Below are 20,467 nucleotides of genomic sequence, written 5' to 3' on the forward strand. Positions count from 1 at the left end.
GACGAGGCCTGCGCGGCTGCAGGTCTTGCAAAAATCAAGGGCCGGTTGCCGCAATGAATGATTCCGAAATCTCGCACGCCGGCATGCCAAGCTCGATCCTCTTCTTCGCAAAGCGCTCGGGACCGTGGAGGAGGAAACCCCGGCGCAGCCACGGGCTTCCTTCTGCTTCCAGCGGAACAAAATACGCTTCGCTATCCCATGGTGGCGCGCCGCTTCGGAAAGGTGCTCCTGGCCGCATTGCCACAGTCGACGACGATCAGATCATGACTTCTTGGAATTGTTAGCGGATTGGTCGAGCGTATTTTTACAGAGATCCATGGATGGCAACGAGTAGGGGGTGATATCCTTTACCGCGTTGTGGGGTAGAAAACGGAATTGAAGCCTGCTGCTAAGCGATAACGGCTTCGAGTGAGGTGGATCTCGAGCCGAATGTCTTGTGGTACAAATTCCAATACAACCTGTTCTGTGTTGACCTGGCTGACCGGCCCCCACTGAGTGGTCCGATTGGAATGTTAGTTTAGAGATTGCATTTTGACTATCTCCTTTGGTGCTGGCCAGACGAGGGCTTCGGGTGCCGGCGGTCGATATCCCAGTGATGAGTGTGGACGCATCGTGTTGTAGTGGTGGCGCCAGTTTTCGATCACAATCTGTGCCTCCTTCAATGTGTAGAAGATCTCGCCGTTGAGCAGTTCATCGCGCAGCTTGCCGTTGAAGCTCTCGCAATAGCCGTTCTCCCACGGACTGCCTGGTTCGATGTATGCGGTCTTGGCTCCGACGGTGGCGATCCAATCCCGGAGCGCCTCGGCGACAAACTCAGGGCCGTTGTCTGAACGTATGTGCGCAGGGATGCCCCACGAGACGAACAGCTCGCAGAGTGCCTCGATGACATCGGTCGCCTTGAGCTTCCGCGCGACACGGATGGACAGGCTCTCACGGCTGAATTCGTCGATGATGCACAACATCCGGAACGCCTTGCCATCATGGGTGCGGTCAGCGACGAAGTCATAGGACCAGACATGGTTGGGTCGCTCCGGCCGCAGACGGATGCACGAGCCGTCATTGAGCCACAGACGTCCGCGTTTAGGTTGTTTTGCAGGGACCTTCAGCCCCTCACATCGCCAGATCCGCTCGACACGCTTCTTGTTCACCGTCCAGCCGGCTCTGCGAAGCAACGCCGTAATCCGGCGATATCCGTAGCGGCCATATTGGCGGGCAAGCTCGATGATGTCGGCAGTCAAAGCTGCCTCGTCATCGGATGTCGTTGGAGTCTTGCGCTGCGTCGATCGGTGCTGACCTAAAGCCCGGCACGCCCGTCTCTCGGATATGCAAAGCTCGGTCATCACATGATCGACGCACGCACGGCGTCGGGAGGGGCTTAGAAGTTTCCCTTTGCGGCCTCCGCCAGGATCAGCTTGTCCAGCGTCAGATCCGACACCGCTCGCCGAAGACGATTGTTCTCAATCTCCAGCTCTTTGAGTCGCTTCACCTGGTCGCCCTTCAGGCCACCGTACTCGTTTCGCCATCGATAGTACGTTACTTCCGTCACGCCTATCGCTCGGACTGCGTCTGCTACCTGCCGGCCCTGCGCCATCAGCACATCAACCTGCCGCAGCTTCGCAACGATCTCTTCAGCCGTATGCCTCTTCCTTGCCATCGATCTTATCCTCCATCCGAAAAACATACTTCAGGGAGGACCACTTCAAAGGGGGCAGATCAACCTTCGCGTCCTCTGCAACCTCGAGGAAGGCTTCGATAACCGGCGGGATTGGATTTCGCTCCTAGATCAGTATGCCGATCGAACTTGTAACGAGTGGGTTTTCGATCGGGATGGAGCGGATGAAGCCCCAGTCACCGAGCAAATAGAAATAGGAATGCGGTACGACCGTCACCCACTTGTTGGAACGCATATGTGCGAACAACCCGAGGCTGCAGTCTGTTTCGATCACTGCTTGCGGGGTCACTCCGACCTGCGCAAAGATTCCGTTTATGATGATCCTGTTCTGAAGCGCGGGTGCGAGAAGGCATAGCGGCAATTCACCGACTTCCGCCCAGCCTATCGACGTGCGGTCGCTCAGGTCATGGTCGTCAGGTACTAGCAGGAAGTATGATTCATCGTAGAGATGGTACGGTCTCAGTCCGGGCAGTTCGACCGCATCGAGGTAGCTTACACCCACATCGACGTCGAAATTTCGGAAGTCACGTTCGAGATCTCGCAAGGTTCGCGACATGATCGAGATGGTGACGTTGGGATAGCGATCAGCGAAGGGGGCCGTCAGCAATGAAACGATAGACATCGTGACTGGTGCGAGAGCGAGCCGCAGGCTTCCGCGCAAATCCTGCCGCGAGTTCGTTGCCGTTTTGCTGACAAGGCGTTCGTGCTCGACGACGGCCTGCCGTGCCAAGGCGAGAATGTCGTTCCCTTCTGGTGTAAATCCTTGAAATCCGCTTTGCTGACGCTGCACGATAGGGACGCCGAAGTGCTTTTCCAGTTGCTGGACGGCTTGGGATAATGCCGGCTGGCTGATTGGCCGCGCGGCCGAAGTGGCGTTCCTTGGCGAGGACAACGAGATATTTCAAATGCTTGATTTGTAAATTGCTCTTCAACTGGGATGAGACTCCTTCGCACCAATGCTGCTGAATTCCGTCGCCAGCGAGCAGAGACCGTCTTCGTTCCAGGCAGGCGCCGCTAGCGTGATGCTGAACGGCAGCCCCGCTTCGCCGACCTCTGCGGGGATCGCGATCGCGCAAAGGTCGAGCAGATTGACGAAGTTGGTATAGTATCCAAGATTGTTGTTGAGTTCGACAGGATTCTCCAGAACCTCTGCGATGGTATAGGCTCGAGGAACCGTGGGCGTGACGATGGCATCGACCTCGTCCCATATTGGCTCGATGATCCGCTTTAGGTCAGCCAGCCGATGCTGGGCAGCGAATGCATCCGCCGCCGAGAACCGGTCGCTTCCCGAAATTGCCCGATAGGTCACCTGGAAAATCTCATCCGGGTGCGTATCGAAGAATGTCTTCAGCGATGAATACCTTTCAGCCATCCACGGCCCTTTGTAGATCATCTGCGCCACCTCGCTAAATGGCCCATAGTCGAATTCGACGGATTTTTACGCCAAGCTTGCGCAGGCGGGCGGCCGCGTTCCGAAATGCTTCCGAGCTGCGGCGGCATCCGAAGAATTCCAGTTGACAGGAGCGCGGCAATCCAAGAACACACCCTTCGAGTGTTGAGCGGATGTCTCGGCGCGGCCTTTCGATGCGCCGTGAATAACCCTCTGCAGGATCGAATCCCTCGATGATTTTCAGCACCTCTACGGCGTCCAGGACGTTATTAGCGAACACTGACACACAATCGATGGATCTGCACGCTGGCACAATGCCGCAAATGCTGACGCGGCCCCGGGTAGGCTTCAACCCCACGATCGTATTGAACGCCGCGGGAATCCGTCCGGAGCCAGCGGTGTCGGTACCAAGAGAGAGAAGGAGACAAGGCCTGCCGCAACTGCAACCGCCGATCCAGAACTCGAACCTCCGGCGACATACGCGGGATTCAATGCGCTTGGGCAGGGACCGTAAGGCGAACGCGTACCGGTCGTGCCGGTCACGAACTGATCCATCGCGGTCTTGCCGACCAGGATTGCGCCGGCAGCAAGAAGCCGTGCAATTGCCGGAGCGGTCTCTTTGGCGATGTAGGCGTAAGCGGGACACCCCGCCGTGGTTGGATGTCCCTGCAGATCCATGTTGTCCTTTATCGCAAACGGAATCCCGAATAACGGAAGACTGTCATCGTATTCTCCCGGCAGGCGGTCGATCTGCGCGTGGATAGCCTCGTCGGGGGGCACATCAATCCAAACGGGATTGATGTCGCATGCACGTATCCGATTTGAAATCTCGGACAGGAGATCTCGCGGCCGCATCCGCCCGTTTTTGTAGTCGGCGTGAATTTTCTCAATTCGAAGACCTTGGCTGTCGATCATGTCCACACCTGAATTGTGCATTTCCGGAAGAACAACATGGAGATGCAAGAAACGGGGCTAGCTTAGGGTCACATCTCCACAGAACAATTGCCCGAAAAATGCGATACGACAGCACTGATAATGGTTGCTTATCGGATGATCAGTACCGGTTGCACGATAGCCGAGCAGCATCGAAGCTGAACTATCAGCGTCTCCTGCTCTGCAAGCCATGCTTTGATGCAACATTGGTCGCATCGTTCTGGCGAATGATGCGCGACCAAGAAGCGAATGTGATGCGCGCGAAGAGACAGGTGATCTCCGGCGGGCGGCAAGCATCGCGCTGGACCTGCATCGTCCGAATACGAGATCACCCGGATATAAATTTGATGAGAGTCGACTTCCCTGGAATCCGTATCGAAGACTTTCTGTATGAACAATTACTACACCCGCGGTCGCAGTGGAGCATCGGAACGTTCGGCGCGATTGCCGAGTTTTCCCGCGTCGGGAGCGAGGACGTCACCATTGAGAGACGGCGGAATCGGCTCGCTGCAGTTTCGGCACGGGGCGGAATATCCATTCAGCTTGACGCTCACTGTCGACCGTTTTCGTTCGAGAGCATCGCGTATCAGGGATGGAGTCAGCAGGTGGCTCTGTGCATGAAAAGCGCGGACGCTCGGATGAGTGCCCACGCGGTGTTGACAGAGATTGGCGAAGATACCGATGCACTTCGTTCCGAAGATCGAGATGGGGTGTTGTTCGATCTCGGAATCGCGGCCCCATATATCGACTTCTGCATTCGCATCCGCGATGCGAGATTGCTCGCTTGGCTGCGCGAACATGAGGGGCGCCCGCTTTATGGGCCGGACAATCCTGCGCTAGGAGCGATCCTGGAGGCGAGTCCGCATCGGGTTTTCATAAGTCGGATGGGCCGCGCGGAGGTCTTTCAACGTATTCCGTGCCACGGTGAGAAGAGTCCGGAAGGTCCGCATACCCACTTGCTTCCCAGACTTCTCAAGCAACGGCGAACCCACGCAGCGACGGAGCCGATACCGGACGGATACGTTCCGTGCGCGCACGTTTATCCGTGGCATCCCGCGGACGTTTCGCTTGGCAACGAGCCGATTTTCGATCTGGACCAGCACAAGTATTTTCAAATGGTGCTGCGATCGTTTGGAGCGCCGGAAGCCATCGCGATCAAGGATATGGTCAGGCAATCCGTCATCCGCGGACAGGACCCACCGGTCGAATCGTTCGTCAGGAGTCGTGTCCAACGCGCGAGCGTCCGCATTGCGCTGCGTCAGCTCAAAGCGTTAAGCTGCGAGTCAACCACGCTTTCGAACTGGATTGCAGCGTTCGATCGCGTTCAGAGCGAAGACAACTCACGAGAGATCTTCGCTGGCGAGTGTGTGCCGTCTCGAAAATTGGATAGGGCAGAGGCGATGGTGCGTGGTTAAGTCGTGTCGCCTTATGACACTGAACGAACGGCTTAATGGTCAGGATTGACGGAGCTATTCGGATGTCAGTATCAGCCTCGGCTGAGATTCAGTGGCATTGCTCGCCGCATATCCAGGACTCTCTGTCGGTCCGTTGCTGCGAATATACTCTCCATCATGCTGTCATCGCCGCGATTGTATTCGGTTCGATGAGTTCGGCCACTAATCACGAGGGCTGCTTACATGTTGTGGCAGAGCTCGAACCGTGGCCTGATAAAGCCAGCGGCCCGAGTATGAGGCTTGGCGACTGTTCGCTTCTAGCTTCGCTTTAGGCGTGTTCTTGATGACTGCGCTCGGCATCGCCGCCGCGAAAGACTGGGCCGAGCTCACCGGCGTACACTTGCCGGTCTGGAACAATGGCGCTGTTACAGCATCGCTGACTACGTCATTGGTATGGAACCAGACCGCCACCTATGTCGCGCGGTTTGGCGTTGGCCAGGCGTTTTGAACTGGCCGAAGGGCGTTACGTCCACTTTTGGCGCAAATGCGAAGTGTGAACCGGTTCTGAAATTGTCTGCCTATCGGAGAGAACCGGAAGTCATTGGCGTACAGTCGAAGCGACGCGATTGATCTCAAGCGGCAACTCCGCAGACATCGCAAATCAGTGTGAATGATGCACTTAGGAGTGCATACCTTGCAGATTGTCGGGTTCGTGGAGTGTTATGCAGGAGGCCGCTGCCCAAGAAGTGTGCATGCATGAGTGCAGATTAATCAGTAAATGATCGATCTTTAATATGCAAAAACGCACATTGCGTTGCACAACTCGGCATTTTCTTTCGATGTGATTGCGTAAAGATGAGCTCGGGCAACTGATCGTGATCGATCTTCCGTTGCCGAGAGAGCTCGATCCACCATGCGCAGCGCAATCTCAAAATTGAACTCCAGGAAGGCCCGCCGCGCCATAGAGCTGGTCGTGGGTCCCGCCTTGTTGATCGCAGTCTGGTGGATCGCGGCAAAAGGTGGATGGGTCAATAAGGATCTGCTGCCGTCACCGATTGAGACGTTGCGCGATACGGCGTCGAATATCTGGTCTGGCAGCATGACCAAGGATTTCACGCGCACGCTGGTGCGGGTCGCGTACTCTATCGTCATTGCAATCGTAGCCGGTGTGCCGGTCGGAATTGTTCTCGGCGCCAAGGCATCAGTCTATCGCTCTGTTGAATTCATCGTCGATTTTTTCCGCTCGACGCCCGCCACCGCTCTTTTCCCGCTGTTTCTGCTGCTGTTCGGCCTCGGCGATCTTGCAAAGATCGCAGTTGCGGCATTCGCGGCGTGGCTCGTGATCGTCTTCAATGTTGCCTATGGCGTGATGAACGCGCGGCAGACGCGCATCCTTGCTGCGCGATCGATGGGCGCTTCCTCGCTGCGCATCTTCCGTGACGTCATTTTCTTCGAGACTTTGCCACAGACCTTCGTAGGCTTGCGGACCGCTGTATCCCTCGCGCTCGTCGTGATCATCGTGGCGGAAATGTTCATCGGCGCCACCGATGGCATGGGTCACCGCATCATCGATGCGCAGATATCCTACTCTTTGACCGACATGTACGGCTCGATCCTTGTCGCAGGCGCGATGGGATATGGATTGAACCTTGCACTCCTCTTCCTCGAACGTTCGGTTATCCACTGGTCGGGCAAATAGCTGCCGTTGCTGTAATTCTCAAGGAGCATGTGATGTCAAAATCAACTCTCTTCGCCGCCGCCATCGTGGCCGCTATTTCAACAGGTGGCAGCAGCGCGTACGCGGCTTGTGACAAGATGGACAAGGTAACGGCTGCGTGGCTGCCGATCATGCAGACCACGGCTTACTATGTCGCCATCGAGGAAAAGTTGTTCGAGAAGGCTTGCATCGAGATCGACTCCAACAAGATGGAATCGCCGAACCAGATCATCGACGCGCTGATTGCCGAGCGCGCCGATTTCGGACCTCCCGGCGCGGCTGCCGGGATCGCGATGATCGCGGAATCGAAATTTCCCGGGAAGCTGAAAGTTTTTGGCCTGCAGGGCGGCGGCATCAAAGTCGACAGGATCAACGATGGTCTGATCGTCAAGCCGGACAGCAGCATCAAGAATTTTGCCGACCTCAAGGGCAAGACTCTGGGGCATGTGCCCGGCATCCAGTGGCGGACGATTTCGCGGCACATGGTGCGCGCAGCCGGCCTCGATCCGGACAAGGACGTGAAACTTGTCGATCTCGCTGTCGCAATGCAGGTGCCAGCGGTGGTCGGAGGCACTGTGGATGCAACGCTTTCTCTTGAGCCGGTAGGCTCGATTGCAGTCGCCTCGGGCAAGGCCATCCGCGCCATGACCAATCCAGTCGCGGGCGTTATCGCCGATCCCTTCTATTCCGGCGCATCCATCATGACGACAAAGTTTCTGAAGGATCGCCCGGACGTTGCAAAGCGTGTGGTGGCTGTGATCGACGAAGCGACCGATCTGGTGAACGCCAATTTCGCAAAATATAAAGCCGTGATTCCAATCTATACGCCGATCAAGCCCGATCAGCTTGAGTTGGTAGCGCAGCCTTACCTGCGCGGGTTCAAGGACCTCAACGATACCGATATCAAATCGTATCAGGCGCTGGTCGATATTTTCATCAAGGAAGGCGTTCTGGTTGGCCCGCTCAATGTCCGCGAGAAGCTGCTGACCAAGGCAGAGCTTGGAAATTGAACATGGGCAAAAGCAACGTCTCTCCGATCAGGTCCGGCGAGGTTGCGACGGGGCGTGCGTCGCAAGTCTCTCTACCCAAGACGGCGCAGCGTCAGCCCTTGATGACCATTCGCGGTCTGCGAAAGACCTTCGTCGATGCTGTGGTCTACGACGATTTCGGAATGGATTTGCCGCTTGGGCACTTCATTTCGATCTTCGGTCCAAATGGGTGCGGGAAGAGCACGTTCATCAACATGGTCTCCGGCTTGATGCCGATGGATGCCGGCGAAGTTCTTTATGACGGTCAGCTCATCAGCGAAACCCGGATTTCGTATGTCTTCCAGAACTACCGCGAGGCGCTTTTCCCGTGGCTGAAGGCAATCGACAATATCCACTATCCGCTGAAGGTGATGGGTATCGGCTGGAAGGAGCGTCATCGCCGTGTGGAGAAACTGCTCGCTGATTTCGAGGTGCGGATCGATCTCAATGCTTATCCGTACACGTTGTCAGGCGGGCAACAGCAGACAGTGTCGATTCTCCGCGCACTCGTGACGGAGCCTGAAGTTCTGTTTCTGGACGAACCGTTCTCCGCGCTCGACTACGAGATGACGATGTTCATGCGCGAGCAGCTTCAGAAGATCTTCATGAAAACGAAGACGACCATGCTGCTGGTATCGCATGATCTCGATGAAGCGATCGAACTCGCCGACAAGGTTGTGCTCCTTACACGGCGGCCGACCCAGGTTGCTGAGATTGTCGATATCGATCTGCCTTGGCCGCGCAACCTGGAAGTCACCACCGGCGAAAGTTTTATGGCGCTCAAGCGCCATTGCCTCGATCGTTTCTGGCAGGAGGTGAAGAAGTGACGGCCCTGCCGCGCACTGGATTGCCGTCACGTTTGACGGCGTGGAAATAGCAGCGAAGCAACCCATCAAACTGGAGATTGATATGACGAAGCGCCGTTTTCGTGCCGCCGCGGTGCAGACACTCGCCCGGCTGGGAGATTTCGATTACAATATCGCGCTTGCCACGCAATATGTAGAGGACGCGGTCCGGCAGGGCGCCGAGCTGATCGTGTTTCCGGAATGCATGGATACGGGCTATCTGTTCGATTCCGCCGAGCATTGCCGTGAGCTTGCCGAAACCGTGACGGACGGCCCGTTTGTCACCGCGCTATCGGAGCTTAGCCGCAAGTATGGCGTCTATATCGCCAGCGGCATTACCGAGTGGGATCCGGTCAAGGAGAAGATTTTCAACTCCGGCATTATGTTCGATCGCAAGGGCAAGCTCGCGTGCCATTACCACAAGCAGTTCCTGGCGACTCACGATCAGAACTGGTTCAGCTTCGGTGAGCGCGGATGTCCGGTGGTCGATACTGATCTTGGCCGCATCGGCCTTCTGATTTGTTTCGACGGACGGATTCCGGAAATCTTTCGCGCAATGGCGATGCAGGGTGCCGAGGTGATCGTTGACATGGCGAATTTCTTCGCCATGGATCAGGCCGATATGTGGGGTCCCGCGCGGAGCTACGAGAACGGCGTCTGGCTCGTGGCCGCCACCAAGGCCGGCTATGAGCGATCGATCTACTATCCGGGCGGTAGCATGATCGTCGATCCGAAGGGACGCGTGCATTCCAAGGTGCCCTATGACACCCATGGCATGGCGATCGGCGATGTCGATCTCGACGCCGCTGCCGACAAATCGATCTATGCCGCGAACGATAAGATCGCGGACCGCCGGCCGGAAACCTACGGCATCATGGCTCTGCCGTATGAACAGACGCCGGTTTGCGGGGTCGCAGATCAGCCGCTTATCCCCTCGAAATCCGTGACCAAGGTCGCCGCAGTGCAGATGCATGTGACCGGGGACACCACCGTCGCGGATGTCCTCGATATGGTCGATCATACCGCGAAGCTGGGCGCGAAGGTTCTGGTGCTGCCGGAATATGCGTTCTGTCCGGAGTGCATCCTTTCAGGAAAGGAAGCCGCATCGCTCGCTGACCAGAGCGCAACGAACCTTTCGAGTGTTTCGGCAATTGCAACGAAATACGGCTGCCTGATTGCTGCTCCCATCATCGAACGGGCAGCGGCCGGACTCTATGTGACGACCGTCCTGATCGGGCCGGACGGCAAGGAGATCGGTCGTTATCGCAAGACGCATCTGACGGCTGAAGAGCGGCAATGGGCCGTTGCCGGCAATGACTATCCGGTGTTCGACACGCCGTTTGGCCGCATCGGTGTGATGTCGGGTTATGATGCGGTATTTTCGGAGACGTCGCGATGCCTTGCCATCGGTGGTGCAGACATCATCCTCTGGCCCGCCGCCCTGCGTGAGCCATTCGAGCGGGAGTTGCTGGCGGTGCCGCGCGCCGAGGACAACAGGGTTGCTGTCGTTCTGGCCAATCGGGTTGACTCTCCGTACCCGGGCGGTAGCGTCGTCATTCCGCCGAACGGCTTTCCACAATGGGACATCAATGTCGCGGCGCCGCGGGTGCTGAAACTGGGCGCGGTGATGCCGAAGCACATCGATCTCGCCGTCTGCCGTCAAAAGCTGATGATTCCGAAGGTCGACATGTTTGCAAACCGGCTTGTTGAGACCTACGCTCCGATTGTCGCGGCCTAGCTGAATCGGATTGCTTGTGCTTGATCGCGATTCAAAAGCCGATGGTATGCGCCGCCGGTTACCGCGAGGGACTGTCAAGCGAGTGGCAAAGCCGCAGCGAAAACTCCGTTATGACTGGAACGATGTCGTCTACTTTCTTGAGGTGGCGCGTCAGCGCAACCTTGTTCGCGCCGCCGAAAAGCTGAAGGTTGACCACACCACAGTGAGCAGGCGCATCCGCGAACTGGAGCGCAGTCTGAATTCGACGCTCTTCAAGCGCAGCAAGTCCGGATTCACACTGACCGAAATCGGCTTGCGCTTGCTGCAATATGCCGAAGGCATGGAGAGCCAGGCCAACTCGATGGTCGAAGCCATCGGGATCGAGGCGGCGGATGCCGGAGGAGCAGTTCGGATTGCGGCGATGGAGGGGATAGGCAGCTTCTACCTCACCAATTGCATTGGCGATTTCAACAAGATCTATCCGTCCATCCAAATCGAACTGATTACCGACACGCGGCTGCTGGATCTGAGCCGGCGCGAGGCGGATATTTTCTTCAGCTTTTTCCGGCCGCAGGGCAAGCGTCTGTCCATTAAGAAAGTGGGCGAGTTCAAAATATCGCTTTACGCTTCGAACGCGTATTTCAATGATCATGATTATCCGAAGTCCATAAAAGAGTTGGAGAGCCACGCCTTTATCGATTTCATCGAGGATCACATCTACAGCAAGGAAAATCGCTGGCTCTCGGATATCCTGCGTCCCGCGCACACGATCTTTCGCAGCACGAGCCTCGTTGCCCAGTGCATCGCGGTGTCGGGTGGGCAAGGCATAGCGATGCTCCCATCCTACGTCGCAGCGAGTAACAAAGATTTGCGCCCGGTGATGCCGGAGTTCTTCACCATGCGCGATATATGGCTATCTGTGCATGAAGATCTGCTGCACATCGCGCGTATAAAGGCCGTGACGACGTTCTTGGAGAAGCGCATCGACGCCGACAAAACATTTTTGACGTCGGTGAGAGGCAAGGGAAAGCGAAGCTAATTCGGCCGGCCCATGCTGCGGTCGTCCGCTTCTGGCGGATTGTGTTGAAGAAGTCGGCGACGTGACCGCCCGCGATGATGCGGGGAGCCGGACGCGCGCGAGTTATTCCTTGCTCAGGCAGGCATTGGAGCGGGTAGAGGGATCAGCTTTGCCAGCTTTCGGAGGTTCTGGACGGTTGCGGCGAGGAGGAACTCGTCGTGGGCACCGCACGGATCTCTTAGCCTGAGCCGGTCGAGGCGCAGGATGCGCTTCAGGTGCGCGACTCTCGCGCTCTCGTAAATCGAACGTGGCACCTTGCGGGCGGGCATGTTCGGGCAGCACCGCTGCTTGAGCTCGCAGGCATTACAGTCACGCTTGCTGGCACGATAGAGAAGCGTTGCCCCATCATTCACCAAGGTCCTGGTTGAGGTCAGCACCTTGCCGGCGGGGCAGAGATAGATGTCGTTCTCCTGATCTTAGGCGAACTCGTCGCGCGAGAACGTCCCATCGGCGCGCGCCGACTTGTCGAACACTGGCACGTGCGGCTCGATTGTGCGTTCGTTGACCAGCCAACCCAGCATCTCGGCTGATCCGTAAGCACTGTCGGCAGCCAGGCGCTCAGGACAGAGCCCAAAGCGATCTTCCGTACGCTCGATCATCGTGCGTGCCGCACCGACCTCGGCTTGCCGGATGGCGCGTGTCGCCTCAACATCGACGATGATCGCGGCCTTCAGGTTGATCAGGTAATTGTCGGCATAGGCAAAGAAGGCATGACCTTTGTGGGCGCCGGTCCATTGCGCGGCCGGATCCGATCTGGAGATAAACTTCGGTACCGTCTCGCTCGCCGCGCCCCAAGCTGCTTCATCCAGCCTGTCGAGGTACTCGCGGACGGATCGGCGTGTTCGGGCGAGTGCCTCCCAGTCATGATCATCAGCCCCCGCCGCTGAACACTGCTTGTTGGCATCGGCGGCGATCAGGCTGGCATCGACGGCGAAGGCGGCCCCACCGACCAACCCCTCTGCCATGCAACGCCGCACCACCGTCTCGAACAGCTTGCGCAGAAGATCGCAATCGCGGAAGCGACTATGCCTGTTCTTGGAGAAGGTCGAATGGTCCGGCACCTCGCCATCGAGCCCAAGCCGGCAAAACCAGCGGTAAGCGAGGTTAAGGTGAACTTCCTCGCACAACCGCCGCTCCGAACGAATGCCGTAGCAATAGCCAACCAGCAGCATCCGCACGAGCAGTTCAGGATCGATCGAAGGCCGGCCGGTCGAGCTGTAAAATGGCGCCAGTTCGCTCCGCATGCCCGACAGATCGACGAACCGATCAATCGCCCTTAGCTGATGAGAGGCTGGAACGTGCCGCTCAAGCGAGAACGCGTAAAACAGAGCCGCCTGATCAGTCTGCTGGGGACCCATCATCGATTCAGCCTCCGCCGATACCGGCAATGAATCAGCGATCGCGCCTCGCTTCAATAATGGAGTTTTTCAACACAATCGACCCAGAGCGGACATCGAATTTGCATAACATTCGAAGAGGTGCAATCGATTGATTGTCCTTGCACCGGGGTTGAAGATTGGTCATGTCCGCAGCCTTTCGCGTCTGCGTTGCGCGCCGGCAAATATCGTCAGGACATCATGGTCCAAAGGCCGTTGAAAAGCGCCCGATTCATCGACGATAGCTCCCGGCTCTCGATGACCAGGGCATAGTTCTCGCGTTTCGACGAAACATAGAGAACTTTGTCGTCGTAGATATACATTGTCATGCCGAGATCCATGTCGAACGGCGCGTATCGCAGTTCGCGCTCTTCCTGAGTTGACGACGGCCAGATCGATTCGGTGTCGCGTGACCGGATCACGTTCAGCTCAATGCCGCGACGGACTCGTTCCCTGATATAATCCCCCATCCAGTCGGGGCCAGGCACTTCAAGCAGTTCGTTCATGGACAGGATGGCCAGCAAGACCTTCGAATGGCATTCGAGTGTTTCCCAGAACGCACGCCTTATGCCTTCGATGCCTTCATAAAGTCGAATGCGCGGTTTATCCTGATGTCCATTGAACAGCGATCGCAGTTCGGGAACGAGATCGTTCAACGCGTTGCGCGTGCGCTCCCACTCACGAATCAGAACGCTTGGATCTTCGGCCACCACTTGCCGCACGCCGCCTTCGCCTTCGATCTGGCTAACAAGCCCGCGTTTTTGCAGACGCTGGACGAGATCATAACCGTTGGTACGAGAGATGTCCGCGCGTGCCGCTATGGCCGTCACCGGGGCGGTGCCGAGTTCGAGGGCTGCGAGATAGAAGCGTTGCTCCTTCTCATCGAGACCGAGTGCCTGCAATCTTGAATCCATGGTGACCTGTTGTCTGTTTTCGACACTGATGCCGTCAGTATAAGAACCCACGCCGTCTGGAAGCATCAAGAATCATTTGTGAACGATGAGTGTTGCAGAATTTGTCGTCATCGCATTAGGATTGCTTCGCCGGTATCGCATGCGCGGCAAACGCGCGCCAACACGCAAAGCTTTTCTCTCATGACTCTCAAGTTCGATTTCGCGACGCTGAGCCCGCCTCAGCGATACAAACTGCTTGCAGGCCTTGTTGTGCCGCGGCCGATCGCATTGATCACGACAAGGTCTGCCGATGGCGTCGTCAATGCTGCACCCTATTCGTTCTTCAACGTTTTCTCGGAAGATCCGGCAATTGTCGTCGTGGGATTGCAAGCCAGAGCTGATCGCTCCTTGAAGGATACCACCAAGAACGTTCGGGCGACGGGCGAGTTCGTGGTCAATATGGTTGATGAGGCGCTGGCGCGGGCGATGAACGACTGCGCGATCGATTTTCCATCCGAGATCGGCGAGCCGGAAGCGTTGAAACTGCCGCTCGCTGACAGCGGACTGGTGTCGGTGCCCCGCCTTGCGGATGCTCCGGTGGCGCTTGAATGCTGCAAGGTCACGATCATGAACTTCGGCCTTGAGCGCGATCTTCTGGTCGGTGAAGTGCTGGCGCTTCAGGTTCGCGACGGCGTCGTTGATCCGGAAACCCTGCGCACCAATTACGATCGCTATGATCCAGTGGGGCGCATCGCCGGTTCGTTTTACACGCGCACCAACGATCAGTTTGCGTTGGAGCGCGACAGCTTCGCGGTGTGGAAGACTCGGGCTGGCAGCTAAGCCTCTCAGAATGTTTGCCATTTGTTGCTCTCCGGCGCGTGCGCTTGCGCGCCGGCCATGGCGCGTCGACGTCTAATATACCTCTAAGGACGTGTTGTCGAAATATTTCGACACAGCTTTTCTGCATAAAATATCGGCCAAATGACGATAATACGCCCATGAAATTGGCTCTTGCAGATGTATTGTCGAATTCTACAGACAGCTCATGCACGCGGGAGATCAACATGGCACGTCGCAAGAAGCTTTCTTTGGGGTTCGCTTTCGCCGCTTTGGCTGTGCTCGCAGCGTCCCACGCCTGGAGTGCGGAGCCGGTCAAGATCGGCATCTTCGTCCCGCTCAGCGGCCCAACCGCTCAGTTCGGCATCAACATTCGCAACGGTGTGGAGCTCGCACTCGAAGACATGAAGCAATCCGGCGCGTTGAAGCCGCTCGGTGCGGATGTCGAACTGGTCTATGCCGACGTCCCGGCGCCGAACGCGGCAGCGGCGGCAACGCAGCGGCTGATCAGCCAGGATGGCGTCGTCGGCATCATCGGTTCGTTCGTGAGTTCGATCACGCTGGCGGCATCGGAAGTGACGGAGCGTGCGGGCGTGCCAATGATCACCCACTCCTTCGCGGATCAGATCACCAGCCGTGGCTACAAGTATATTTTCCAAGTCTCGAACAAGGCGAGCTTGATCGGCGAAAAGCAATTCGGCTACGCGGTCGATATTGCCAAGCGTGCCGGCAAGCCGGTGTCAAAAGTGGCGATCTTCTACGAGGACACCGCCTATGGCACGGCGCAGGCGAAGGGCCTGCGCGATGCTGCGAACAAGCTCGGCGTTCAGATTGTCGTAGATGAAAGCTACCCGCTCAACCTGACCGATGCAGCCCCGCTTGTGAACAAACTGCGGACGACCGGCGTCGATCTGGTTTTTCCGGTGTCTTACTTCAACGACGCCATCCTGATCATCCGCACCATGAAGCAGCAAAATCTTGACATTCCGACGGTGGGCGGCGCGGCCGGATATATCATTCCCGATTTCAAGAAAGGCCTCGGTGACCTTGTGGAAGGCGTGTACTCGATCGCGCCCGCCAACTACGATGCGCTTCCGGCGGTCGCCGAGCGTTACAAGAAGAAGTACGGCGCGTTCATGCCGCATGAATCGCTGATGTACGGCGCGGCGTTTCAGCACATGGTGAAGGCGATCGAGGTGGCGAAGTCCCGCGACCCCGACAAGATTTGCGATGCCATTGCTTCGCTGAAGAAATGCGACGGCTTCTCGGCCGGACTTCCTGGCGGTTGCACGGCGTTCGATGCCAGCGGCCTGACGTCGGTCGGATTCCCCGTCTTCGTTCAGTGGCGCGGTGATGACATCGCGACCGTCTATCCGCCCGAGGTGGCGAAGGCGGCTGCTATCTGGCAAGGCAAGGAAGTGAAGTGATCAGGTTGGCAGCCAGACGGATCACTGAACGATGATCGCAATCATTCAAGCCTTGACGGACGGCATCCTTGTGGGCGGCGTTTATGGCGTGATCGCGGTCGGCCTATCGCTTGTCTTCGGCGTTCTTGGCATCGTGAACTTCGCGCAGGCGGAGTTCGTGATGCTTGGAATGTATGCCGCCTGGTTCGCGTGGCGTTATCTTGGCCTCGACCCGCTGATCGGTGCAGCGTTTTCTTTTGTCGTTGTCTTTTGTCTCGGGGCACTGGTCCAGCGGTTTCTGATCCAGCAAGTGATGAAGGCGCCGCCGGTCGCGCAGATTTTCCTGACCGTGGGCATTTTAATCGTGATCGAGAACGGGGCGCTGCTGCTGTTCGGTCCTGACTTCCGGACGGTGAAAACCATCTATCAGACGCAGGCGCTGACCATTGGCCCGATCTTTATCTCGGTGAGTTATCTGGCTGCGTTCATCGCCGCGGTGATCGTCTCGGTGGGACTCTGGTTTGTGTTGACGAAAACATGGATCGGCCGCGCGATCCGGTCCACCGCCCAGAATCCCATGGCAGCGACGCTGTTCGGCGTCGATACCAAATGGATCTATGCGATCGCGTTTGGGCTCGGGACCGGATTGTCAGCTCTCGGCGGCGGCATCGTCCTGTCCTATTCATCCGTTAGTCTCACAAGCGGATCGCAGTATGTCGTGCTGATGTTCACCGTGGTGGTGCTCGGCGGCCTTGGCAGTGTGATGGGGGCTTTGGTCGGCGGTGTCATCGTCGGCATCATTCAGTCGCTGTCCACGCTCATCATGCCGATCCAGCTTCAGAACCTCGCGCTGTTCACGATTTTCATCGCGCTATTGGCATTCCGGCCGCAAGGTCTGCTCGGAAGCACCTCGCGATGATCCGTTCGCTCATTCTCATTGCCGCGGTCGCCGCTGTCGCGCTCGTGCTGGGCTCGGTCCTGGAGCCGCGCGGCTATGCCGTTCGCGTGGTGTGCCTGGTCCTGCTGGCCGCATCGCTTGGCCAGTGCTGGAACATCGTCGGCGGTCTCGCCAGCCAGATTTCGCTGGGACACGCGGCATTCTTCGGCATCGGCGCGTATACGTCGACGATGCTGCAGATCAAGTACGGTTTGTCGCCTTGGATTGGGCTGCCGATCGGAATGCTTTTCGCCGCAGCGATCGGCGTTCTCATCTCGCTTCCCACCATGCGGCTGAAAGGATCGTATTTCTCGCTGGCGACGCTGGCATTCGGCGAAGCCTGCCGCATCGTCGCCACCGCCGCGACGGGATTGACCGGCGGTCCGCAAGGCGTATCGGTGCCATTTGCCGGCAATTCGTGGATGATGATGCAATTCCGCGGGGCGGGGGCCTACATCCCGATTTTCGTCGGCCTGTTCGTGGCGGTTTCGATCTCGTTCTTGCTGCTTGCGCGCGGACGACTTGGCTACATGCTGCGCGCGATCCGCGAGAACGAGGATGCAGCGGAGGTCGCGGGCATCAACACACTAGGCGTGCGTCTTGCCGGTGCGGCCATTTCCGCTGGGCTTACGGCCGCGGCCGGGACCATGTTTGCGCAGTTCACGTTCTTCATCGACCCCGAAATCGTCTTCAGCGCTACCAGCATTTCCATTCGCGCAGCGCTGATCGCAATCCTCGGCGGCGTCGGCACATTGGCCGGGCCGATCATCGGGGCGCTCATCATCGTGCCGCTTGAGGAATTTCTCAGCGCTTATCTGTCGAACAGGGCTGCGGGCGTCGCGCCGCTGATCTTCGGGTTCATTCTGATCGGCATCGTACTCTGGCGGCCGAACGGCCTTGCGTCTCTGTTCGCGAGAAAGCGGGGAGCGGCATGACGTCGATCCTCGATGTTTCGGGACTGACCGTTCGCTTCGGCGGCCTTGTCGCGCTGTCGAATGTCGGTTTTGCCGTGCAGCCTGGCGAGATCATCGGATTGATCGGGCCAAACGGCGCGGGCAAGACCACGCTTTTCAGTTCGCTGGTGGGTTTGAACCGACTCAACTCCGGCGAAATATGTTTCGACAGCCAGAAGATCGACGGATTGCGTCCGCATCGCATCGCATCGCCCGTCTCGGCATGACCAAGACCTTTCAGAACACGGCGCTGTTTCCAGGCATGTCGTTGTTCGACAACGTGGTAACGGCGGCGGCGGTCCGGCTGCCGCTCGGGCAGGCGCGAGCGCTTGCCCGCGAGTGCCTGGATAAAGTGGGTCTTCAGAACGCAGTCGATACCGACGTGGACGATCTGACGTTTCCGCAGAAGGCACTCGGGGAAGTGGCCCGCGCGCTGGCGACCGCTCCGAAAATCCTGCTGCTCGACGAGGTGATGGCGGCGTTGACATGGTCGCTAACAGGACGATGGATATCACGATCATCGAATGGCGCCTTGGCAAAGCGCGCATTGTACGCCTCCATGAAAGCTGGCAGGAATCCATTGCCGGCGGCAATGGTGTCGATGCCGCATAGACGCATCTCCTTCACCAGCCGGTCTTGCAGCGTGCCATGGGCCCGCTCGACCCGGCCCTTGGCCTGGGAGGAGTTGGCGCAGATGATGTCGATGTTCAGCGCATGCAGGGCGCGGCCGAACTGGGTCATGCCGTCGCCGCCGAGCGCATCCTTCCTGTTGACCCTGAACACACCGTGCTTGTCGGAGTAGAACGCCACCGGTTTGCCATGGCGCTCCAGATAGGCCCGGGTCGCGGCAAAATAATCGAAGGTGCTCTCGCTCTCGACAAACTGCAGATGCATCAGCCGGCTGGTGGCATCGTCGATGTAGACGAGCAGGGTGCATTGCGGTCCACGGCTCTCGAACCACCAGTGTTCCGAGCCGTCGATCTGGATCAACTCGCCCAGGCAGTCGCGCCGATACCGTGGCTGGTGCACCGGCTTCAGCCGTGCCCGACGATCCTTCCATAGACCAGCGACCATCATCCATTGCCGCAGCGTCTCGCGACCAAGATGAATCCCGTGCAGTTCCGCCAGCTTCTCCGCCGCCAGTGTCGGACCGAAGTCGGAGTAACGCTCACGAACGATGCCGATGACTTCGCCGCGCAATGCTGTCGGATAACAGCGGTTGCTCGGTCGGCCGCGGCGGCGGGAGACCAGGGCCTCCGGGCCATGCTGATCATAGGCCTTCGCCAGCCGAAATACCTGACGCCGGCCAAGCCCCATCAGCGCTGCGGCGTCCGCAACTTTGACCCTGTTCGCCGCCAGATCTTGCAACACGCTCATCCGGTCGATCTCCGTCCGGCTCATCGCAATCACCGTCATCGGCCCAATACTCCCCAACTGAAACCGTGGAGAGTGACATCTCTATCTGGGCCAACAGTGACTTCTCTATCTGGCGTCTACATTTTAGATTCGCGTAATGAGCAGTTATGGAACGCGGGGAGTTTTTAAAGCGTAATCCAGCGTTTATGTTTTTTACACGTCACCGTATCTCATTTGTTCACTGGTTTGTTCGCCAGCTTAAGCGTTGCAAGCATCTGCAATAGAGCACGACGGGCTTATCGTGCTCCGTCTCTGAGAGACGATGGCTGTTGGTGCATTGATAAGGTGGCGCAGGGGGCGCCTGAGCGTCCCTCACTGCGGCGCGCAATGCGCTGTTCGGCTTGCACACGCTGGACGCCAGATATGCAGGTCCGTCTTCGGGAGACCGCGTATAAACGAGTCGGTGTCTTGCACGATAGGGGCTCCCGAACTTCAAATCGGCCGGTAATTCCGGTCTCCCAAACTCACCAATCTTTAACGGATCAACATGACGCATCGCATCGCTAGGCTGATCGTGGTCAAGGTGACCTGCTCCCCTGAAACGCCCCCGATTATAAGTTAGGGTTCTGTTCTCCAATCAAGGAGACGGACGATGCGTAAGAGCAGGTTCACGGAAGAGCAGATCATCAAGATGCTGAAGGAGCATGCCGCCGGTTGTCGGCCGGCGATCTGTGCCGGAAGTACGGCATCAGCGATGCGACATTCTACAAGTGGCGTTCGCGCTACAGCGGGATGGAGGTCTCCGAGGCGCGCAAGTTGAAGGCGCTGGGGGAGGAGAACCGCAAGCTGAAGAAGCTGCTGGCGGAGTCGATGCTGGACGTGTCGACACTGAAGGAGATGCTCGGAAAAAACTTCTGAGGCCCAGCTTGCGCAGA

General features: G+C 57.8%; 18 protein-coding genes and 4 pseudogenes. 14 read left to right on the top strand and 8 right to left on the bottom strand.

Translation table 11 applies throughout. The features are described from left to right. Positions 1-512 precede the first annotated feature (512 nt). The 5 genes from AC1Q6J_RS22415 to AC1Q6J_RS22435 all read right to left on the bottom strand — a co-directional run bounded on the left by AC1Q6J_RS22415 (position 513) and on the right by AC1Q6J_RS22435 (position 3,977). Positions 513-1,654, bottom strand: a protein-coding gene (locus tag AC1Q6J_RS22415) for an IS3 family transposase (protein ID WP_492281359.1) whose coding sequence is annotated in 2 segments (ribosomal slippage) — positions 513-1,390 and positions 1,390-1,654 — 1,143 coding nt in all. Because the reading frame shifts where the segments join, the coding sequence is not laid out codon by codon here. Between the two features lie 124 nt (positions 1,655-1,778). After that, positions 1,779-2,564 (bottom strand): LysR family transcriptional regulator, encoded by a 786-nt coding sequence (locus AC1Q6J_RS22420; RefSeq protein ID WP_492281360.1) that lies wholly within the window; start codon positions 2,562-2,564, stop codon positions 1,779-1,781. 36 nt (positions 2,565-2,600) lie between these two features. Continuing rightward, positions 2,601-3,065 (bottom strand): amidase family protein, encoded by a 465-nt coding sequence (locus tag AC1Q6J_RS22425; RefSeq protein ID WP_492281361.1) that lies wholly within the window; start codon positions 3,063-3,065, stop codon positions 2,601-2,603. Between the two features lie 13 nt (positions 3,066-3,078). Further along, complete coding sequence (locus tag AC1Q6J_RS22430) at positions 3,079-3,420, bottom strand: amidase family protein (RefSeq protein WP_492281362.1); 342 nt, start codon at positions 3,418-3,420, stop codon at positions 3,079-3,081. Next, on the bottom strand, positions 3,411-3,977 hold the full coding sequence (locus AC1Q6J_RS22435; RefSeq protein ID WP_492281363.1) for an amidase family protein: 567 nt from the start codon (positions 3,975-3,977) through the stop codon (positions 3,411-3,413). The genes AC1Q6J_RS22430 and AC1Q6J_RS22435 overlap by 10 nt, the downstream gene beginning before the upstream one ends. A gap of 98 nt (positions 3,978-4,075) precedes the next feature. Here AC1Q6J_RS22435 and AC1Q6J_RS22440 point away from each other — a divergent pair, with 98 nt between their 5' ends. The 7 genes from AC1Q6J_RS22440 (at position 4,076) to AC1Q6J_RS22470 (ending at position 11,735) form a co-directional block, all read left to right on the top strand. Continuing rightward, positions 4,076-5,410 (top strand): DUF6925 family protein, encoded by a 1,335-nt coding sequence (locus AC1Q6J_RS22440; protein WP_492281364.1) that lies wholly within the window; start codon positions 4,076-4,078, stop codon positions 5,408-5,410. Positions 5,411-5,729: 319 nt separating this feature from the next. Next, on the top strand, positions 5,730-5,897 hold the full coding sequence (locus tag AC1Q6J_RS22445; RefSeq protein WP_492281365.1) for a hypothetical protein: 168 nt from the start codon (positions 5,730-5,732) through the stop codon (positions 5,895-5,897). Between the two features lie 477 nt (positions 5,898-6,374). Continuing rightward, positions 6,375-7,088, top strand: coding sequence for an ABC transporter permease (locus tag AC1Q6J_RS22450; RefSeq protein WP_492281366.1), 714 nt, complete (start codon positions 6,375-6,377; stop codon positions 7,086-7,088). 32 nt (positions 7,089-7,120) lie between these two features. Continuing rightward, a complete protein-coding gene (locus AC1Q6J_RS22455) occupies positions 7,121-8,116 on the top strand; it encodes an ABC transporter substrate-binding protein (RefSeq protein ID WP_492281367.1) in 996 nt (331 codons plus the stop codon). Between the two features lie 2 nt (positions 8,117-8,118). Beyond that, positions 8,119-8,961, top strand: a complete 843-nt coding sequence (locus AC1Q6J_RS22460; RefSeq protein WP_492281368.1) for an ABC transporter ATP-binding protein — start codon at positions 8,119-8,121, stop codon at positions 8,959-8,961. Between the two features lie 82 nt (positions 8,962-9,043). Further along, positions 9,044-10,717 carry a carbon-nitrogen hydrolase family protein gene (locus tag AC1Q6J_RS22465; RefSeq protein WP_492281369.1) on the top strand — a complete coding sequence of 558 codons (1,674 nt, stop codon included), beginning with the start codon at positions 9,044-9,046 and terminating at the stop codon, positions 10,715-10,717. Between the two features lie 16 nt (positions 10,718-10,733). Further along, positions 10,734-11,735 (top strand): LysR family transcriptional regulator, encoded by a 1,002-nt coding sequence (locus AC1Q6J_RS22470; RefSeq protein WP_492281370.1) that lies wholly within the window; start codon positions 10,734-10,736, stop codon positions 11,733-11,735. Between the two features lie 113 nt (positions 11,736-11,848). On the opposite strand, the pseudogene AC1Q6J_RS22475 reads toward AC1Q6J_RS22470, so the two are convergent. Both AC1Q6J_RS22475 and AC1Q6J_RS22480 read right to left on the bottom strand, forming a co-directional pair. Further along, positions 11,849-13,135, bottom strand: a pseudogene (locus AC1Q6J_RS22475) (transposase). Between the two features lie 206 nt (positions 13,136-13,341). Further along, positions 13,342-14,130: a TrmB family transcriptional regulator gene (locus tag AC1Q6J_RS22480; protein WP_492281371.1), complete on the bottom strand. Its 789-nt coding sequence runs from the start codon at positions 14,128-14,130 to the stop codon at positions 13,342-13,344. 114 nt (positions 14,131-14,244) lie between these two features. Here AC1Q6J_RS22480 and AC1Q6J_RS22485 point away from each other — a divergent pair, with 114 nt between their 5' ends. The 6 genes and pseudogenes from AC1Q6J_RS22485 to AC1Q6J_RS22510 all read left to right on the top strand — a co-directional run. Then, positions 14,245-14,883 carry a flavin reductase family protein gene (locus AC1Q6J_RS22485; protein WP_492281372.1) on the top strand — a complete coding sequence of 213 codons (639 nt, stop codon included), beginning with the start codon at positions 14,245-14,247 and terminating at the stop codon, positions 14,881-14,883. Between the two features lie 224 nt (positions 14,884-15,107). Beyond that, positions 15,108-16,307: an ABC transporter substrate-binding protein gene (locus AC1Q6J_RS22490; protein WP_492281373.1), complete on the top strand. Its 1,200-nt coding sequence runs from the start codon at positions 15,108-15,110 to the stop codon at positions 16,305-16,307. Positions 16,308-16,338: 31 nt separating this feature from the next. Then, the gene (locus AC1Q6J_RS22495; protein WP_492281374.1) at positions 16,339-17,205 is read left to right on the top strand and encodes a branched-chain amino acid ABC transporter permease; all 867 of its coding nucleotides are present in this window, start codon (positions 16,339-16,341) and stop codon (positions 17,203-17,205) included. Continuing rightward, on the top strand, positions 17,202-18,158 hold the full coding sequence (locus tag AC1Q6J_RS22500) for a branched-chain amino acid ABC transporter permease (RefSeq protein WP_492281375.1): 957 nt from the start codon (positions 17,202-17,204) through the stop codon (positions 18,156-18,158). The genes AC1Q6J_RS22495 and AC1Q6J_RS22500 overlap by 4 nt, the downstream gene beginning before the upstream one ends. Next, the gene (locus tag AC1Q6J_RS22505) at positions 18,155-18,403 is read left to right on the top strand and encodes an ATP-binding cassette domain-containing protein (protein WP_492281376.1); all 249 of its coding nucleotides are present in this window, start codon (positions 18,155-18,157) and stop codon (positions 18,401-18,403) included. The genes AC1Q6J_RS22500 and AC1Q6J_RS22505 overlap by 4 nt, the downstream gene beginning before the upstream one ends. Next, a pseudogene (locus AC1Q6J_RS22510) lies at positions 18,400-18,591 on the top strand (ABC transporter ATP-binding protein); the annotation flags it as partial. The gene AC1Q6J_RS22505 and the pseudogene AC1Q6J_RS22510, both read left to right, overlap by 4 nt. Before the next feature lie 68 nt (positions 18,592-18,659). Here the strand turns inward: AC1Q6J_RS22510 and AC1Q6J_RS22515 are convergent. Further along, positions 18,660-19,592, bottom strand: a pseudogene (locus AC1Q6J_RS22515) (ISNCY family transposase); the annotation flags it as partial. A 592-nt stretch (positions 19,593-20,184) separates the two neighbouring features. On the opposite strand from AC1Q6J_RS22515, the pseudogene AC1Q6J_RS22520 reads away from it, so the two are divergent. Continuing rightward, positions 20,185-20,441, top strand: a pseudogene (locus AC1Q6J_RS22520) (transposase); the annotation flags it as partial. Positions 20,442-20,467 lie beyond the last annotated feature (26 nt).

This window comes from Afipia sp. MLSD5-FHT05B12 (genome assembly GCF_058793355.1).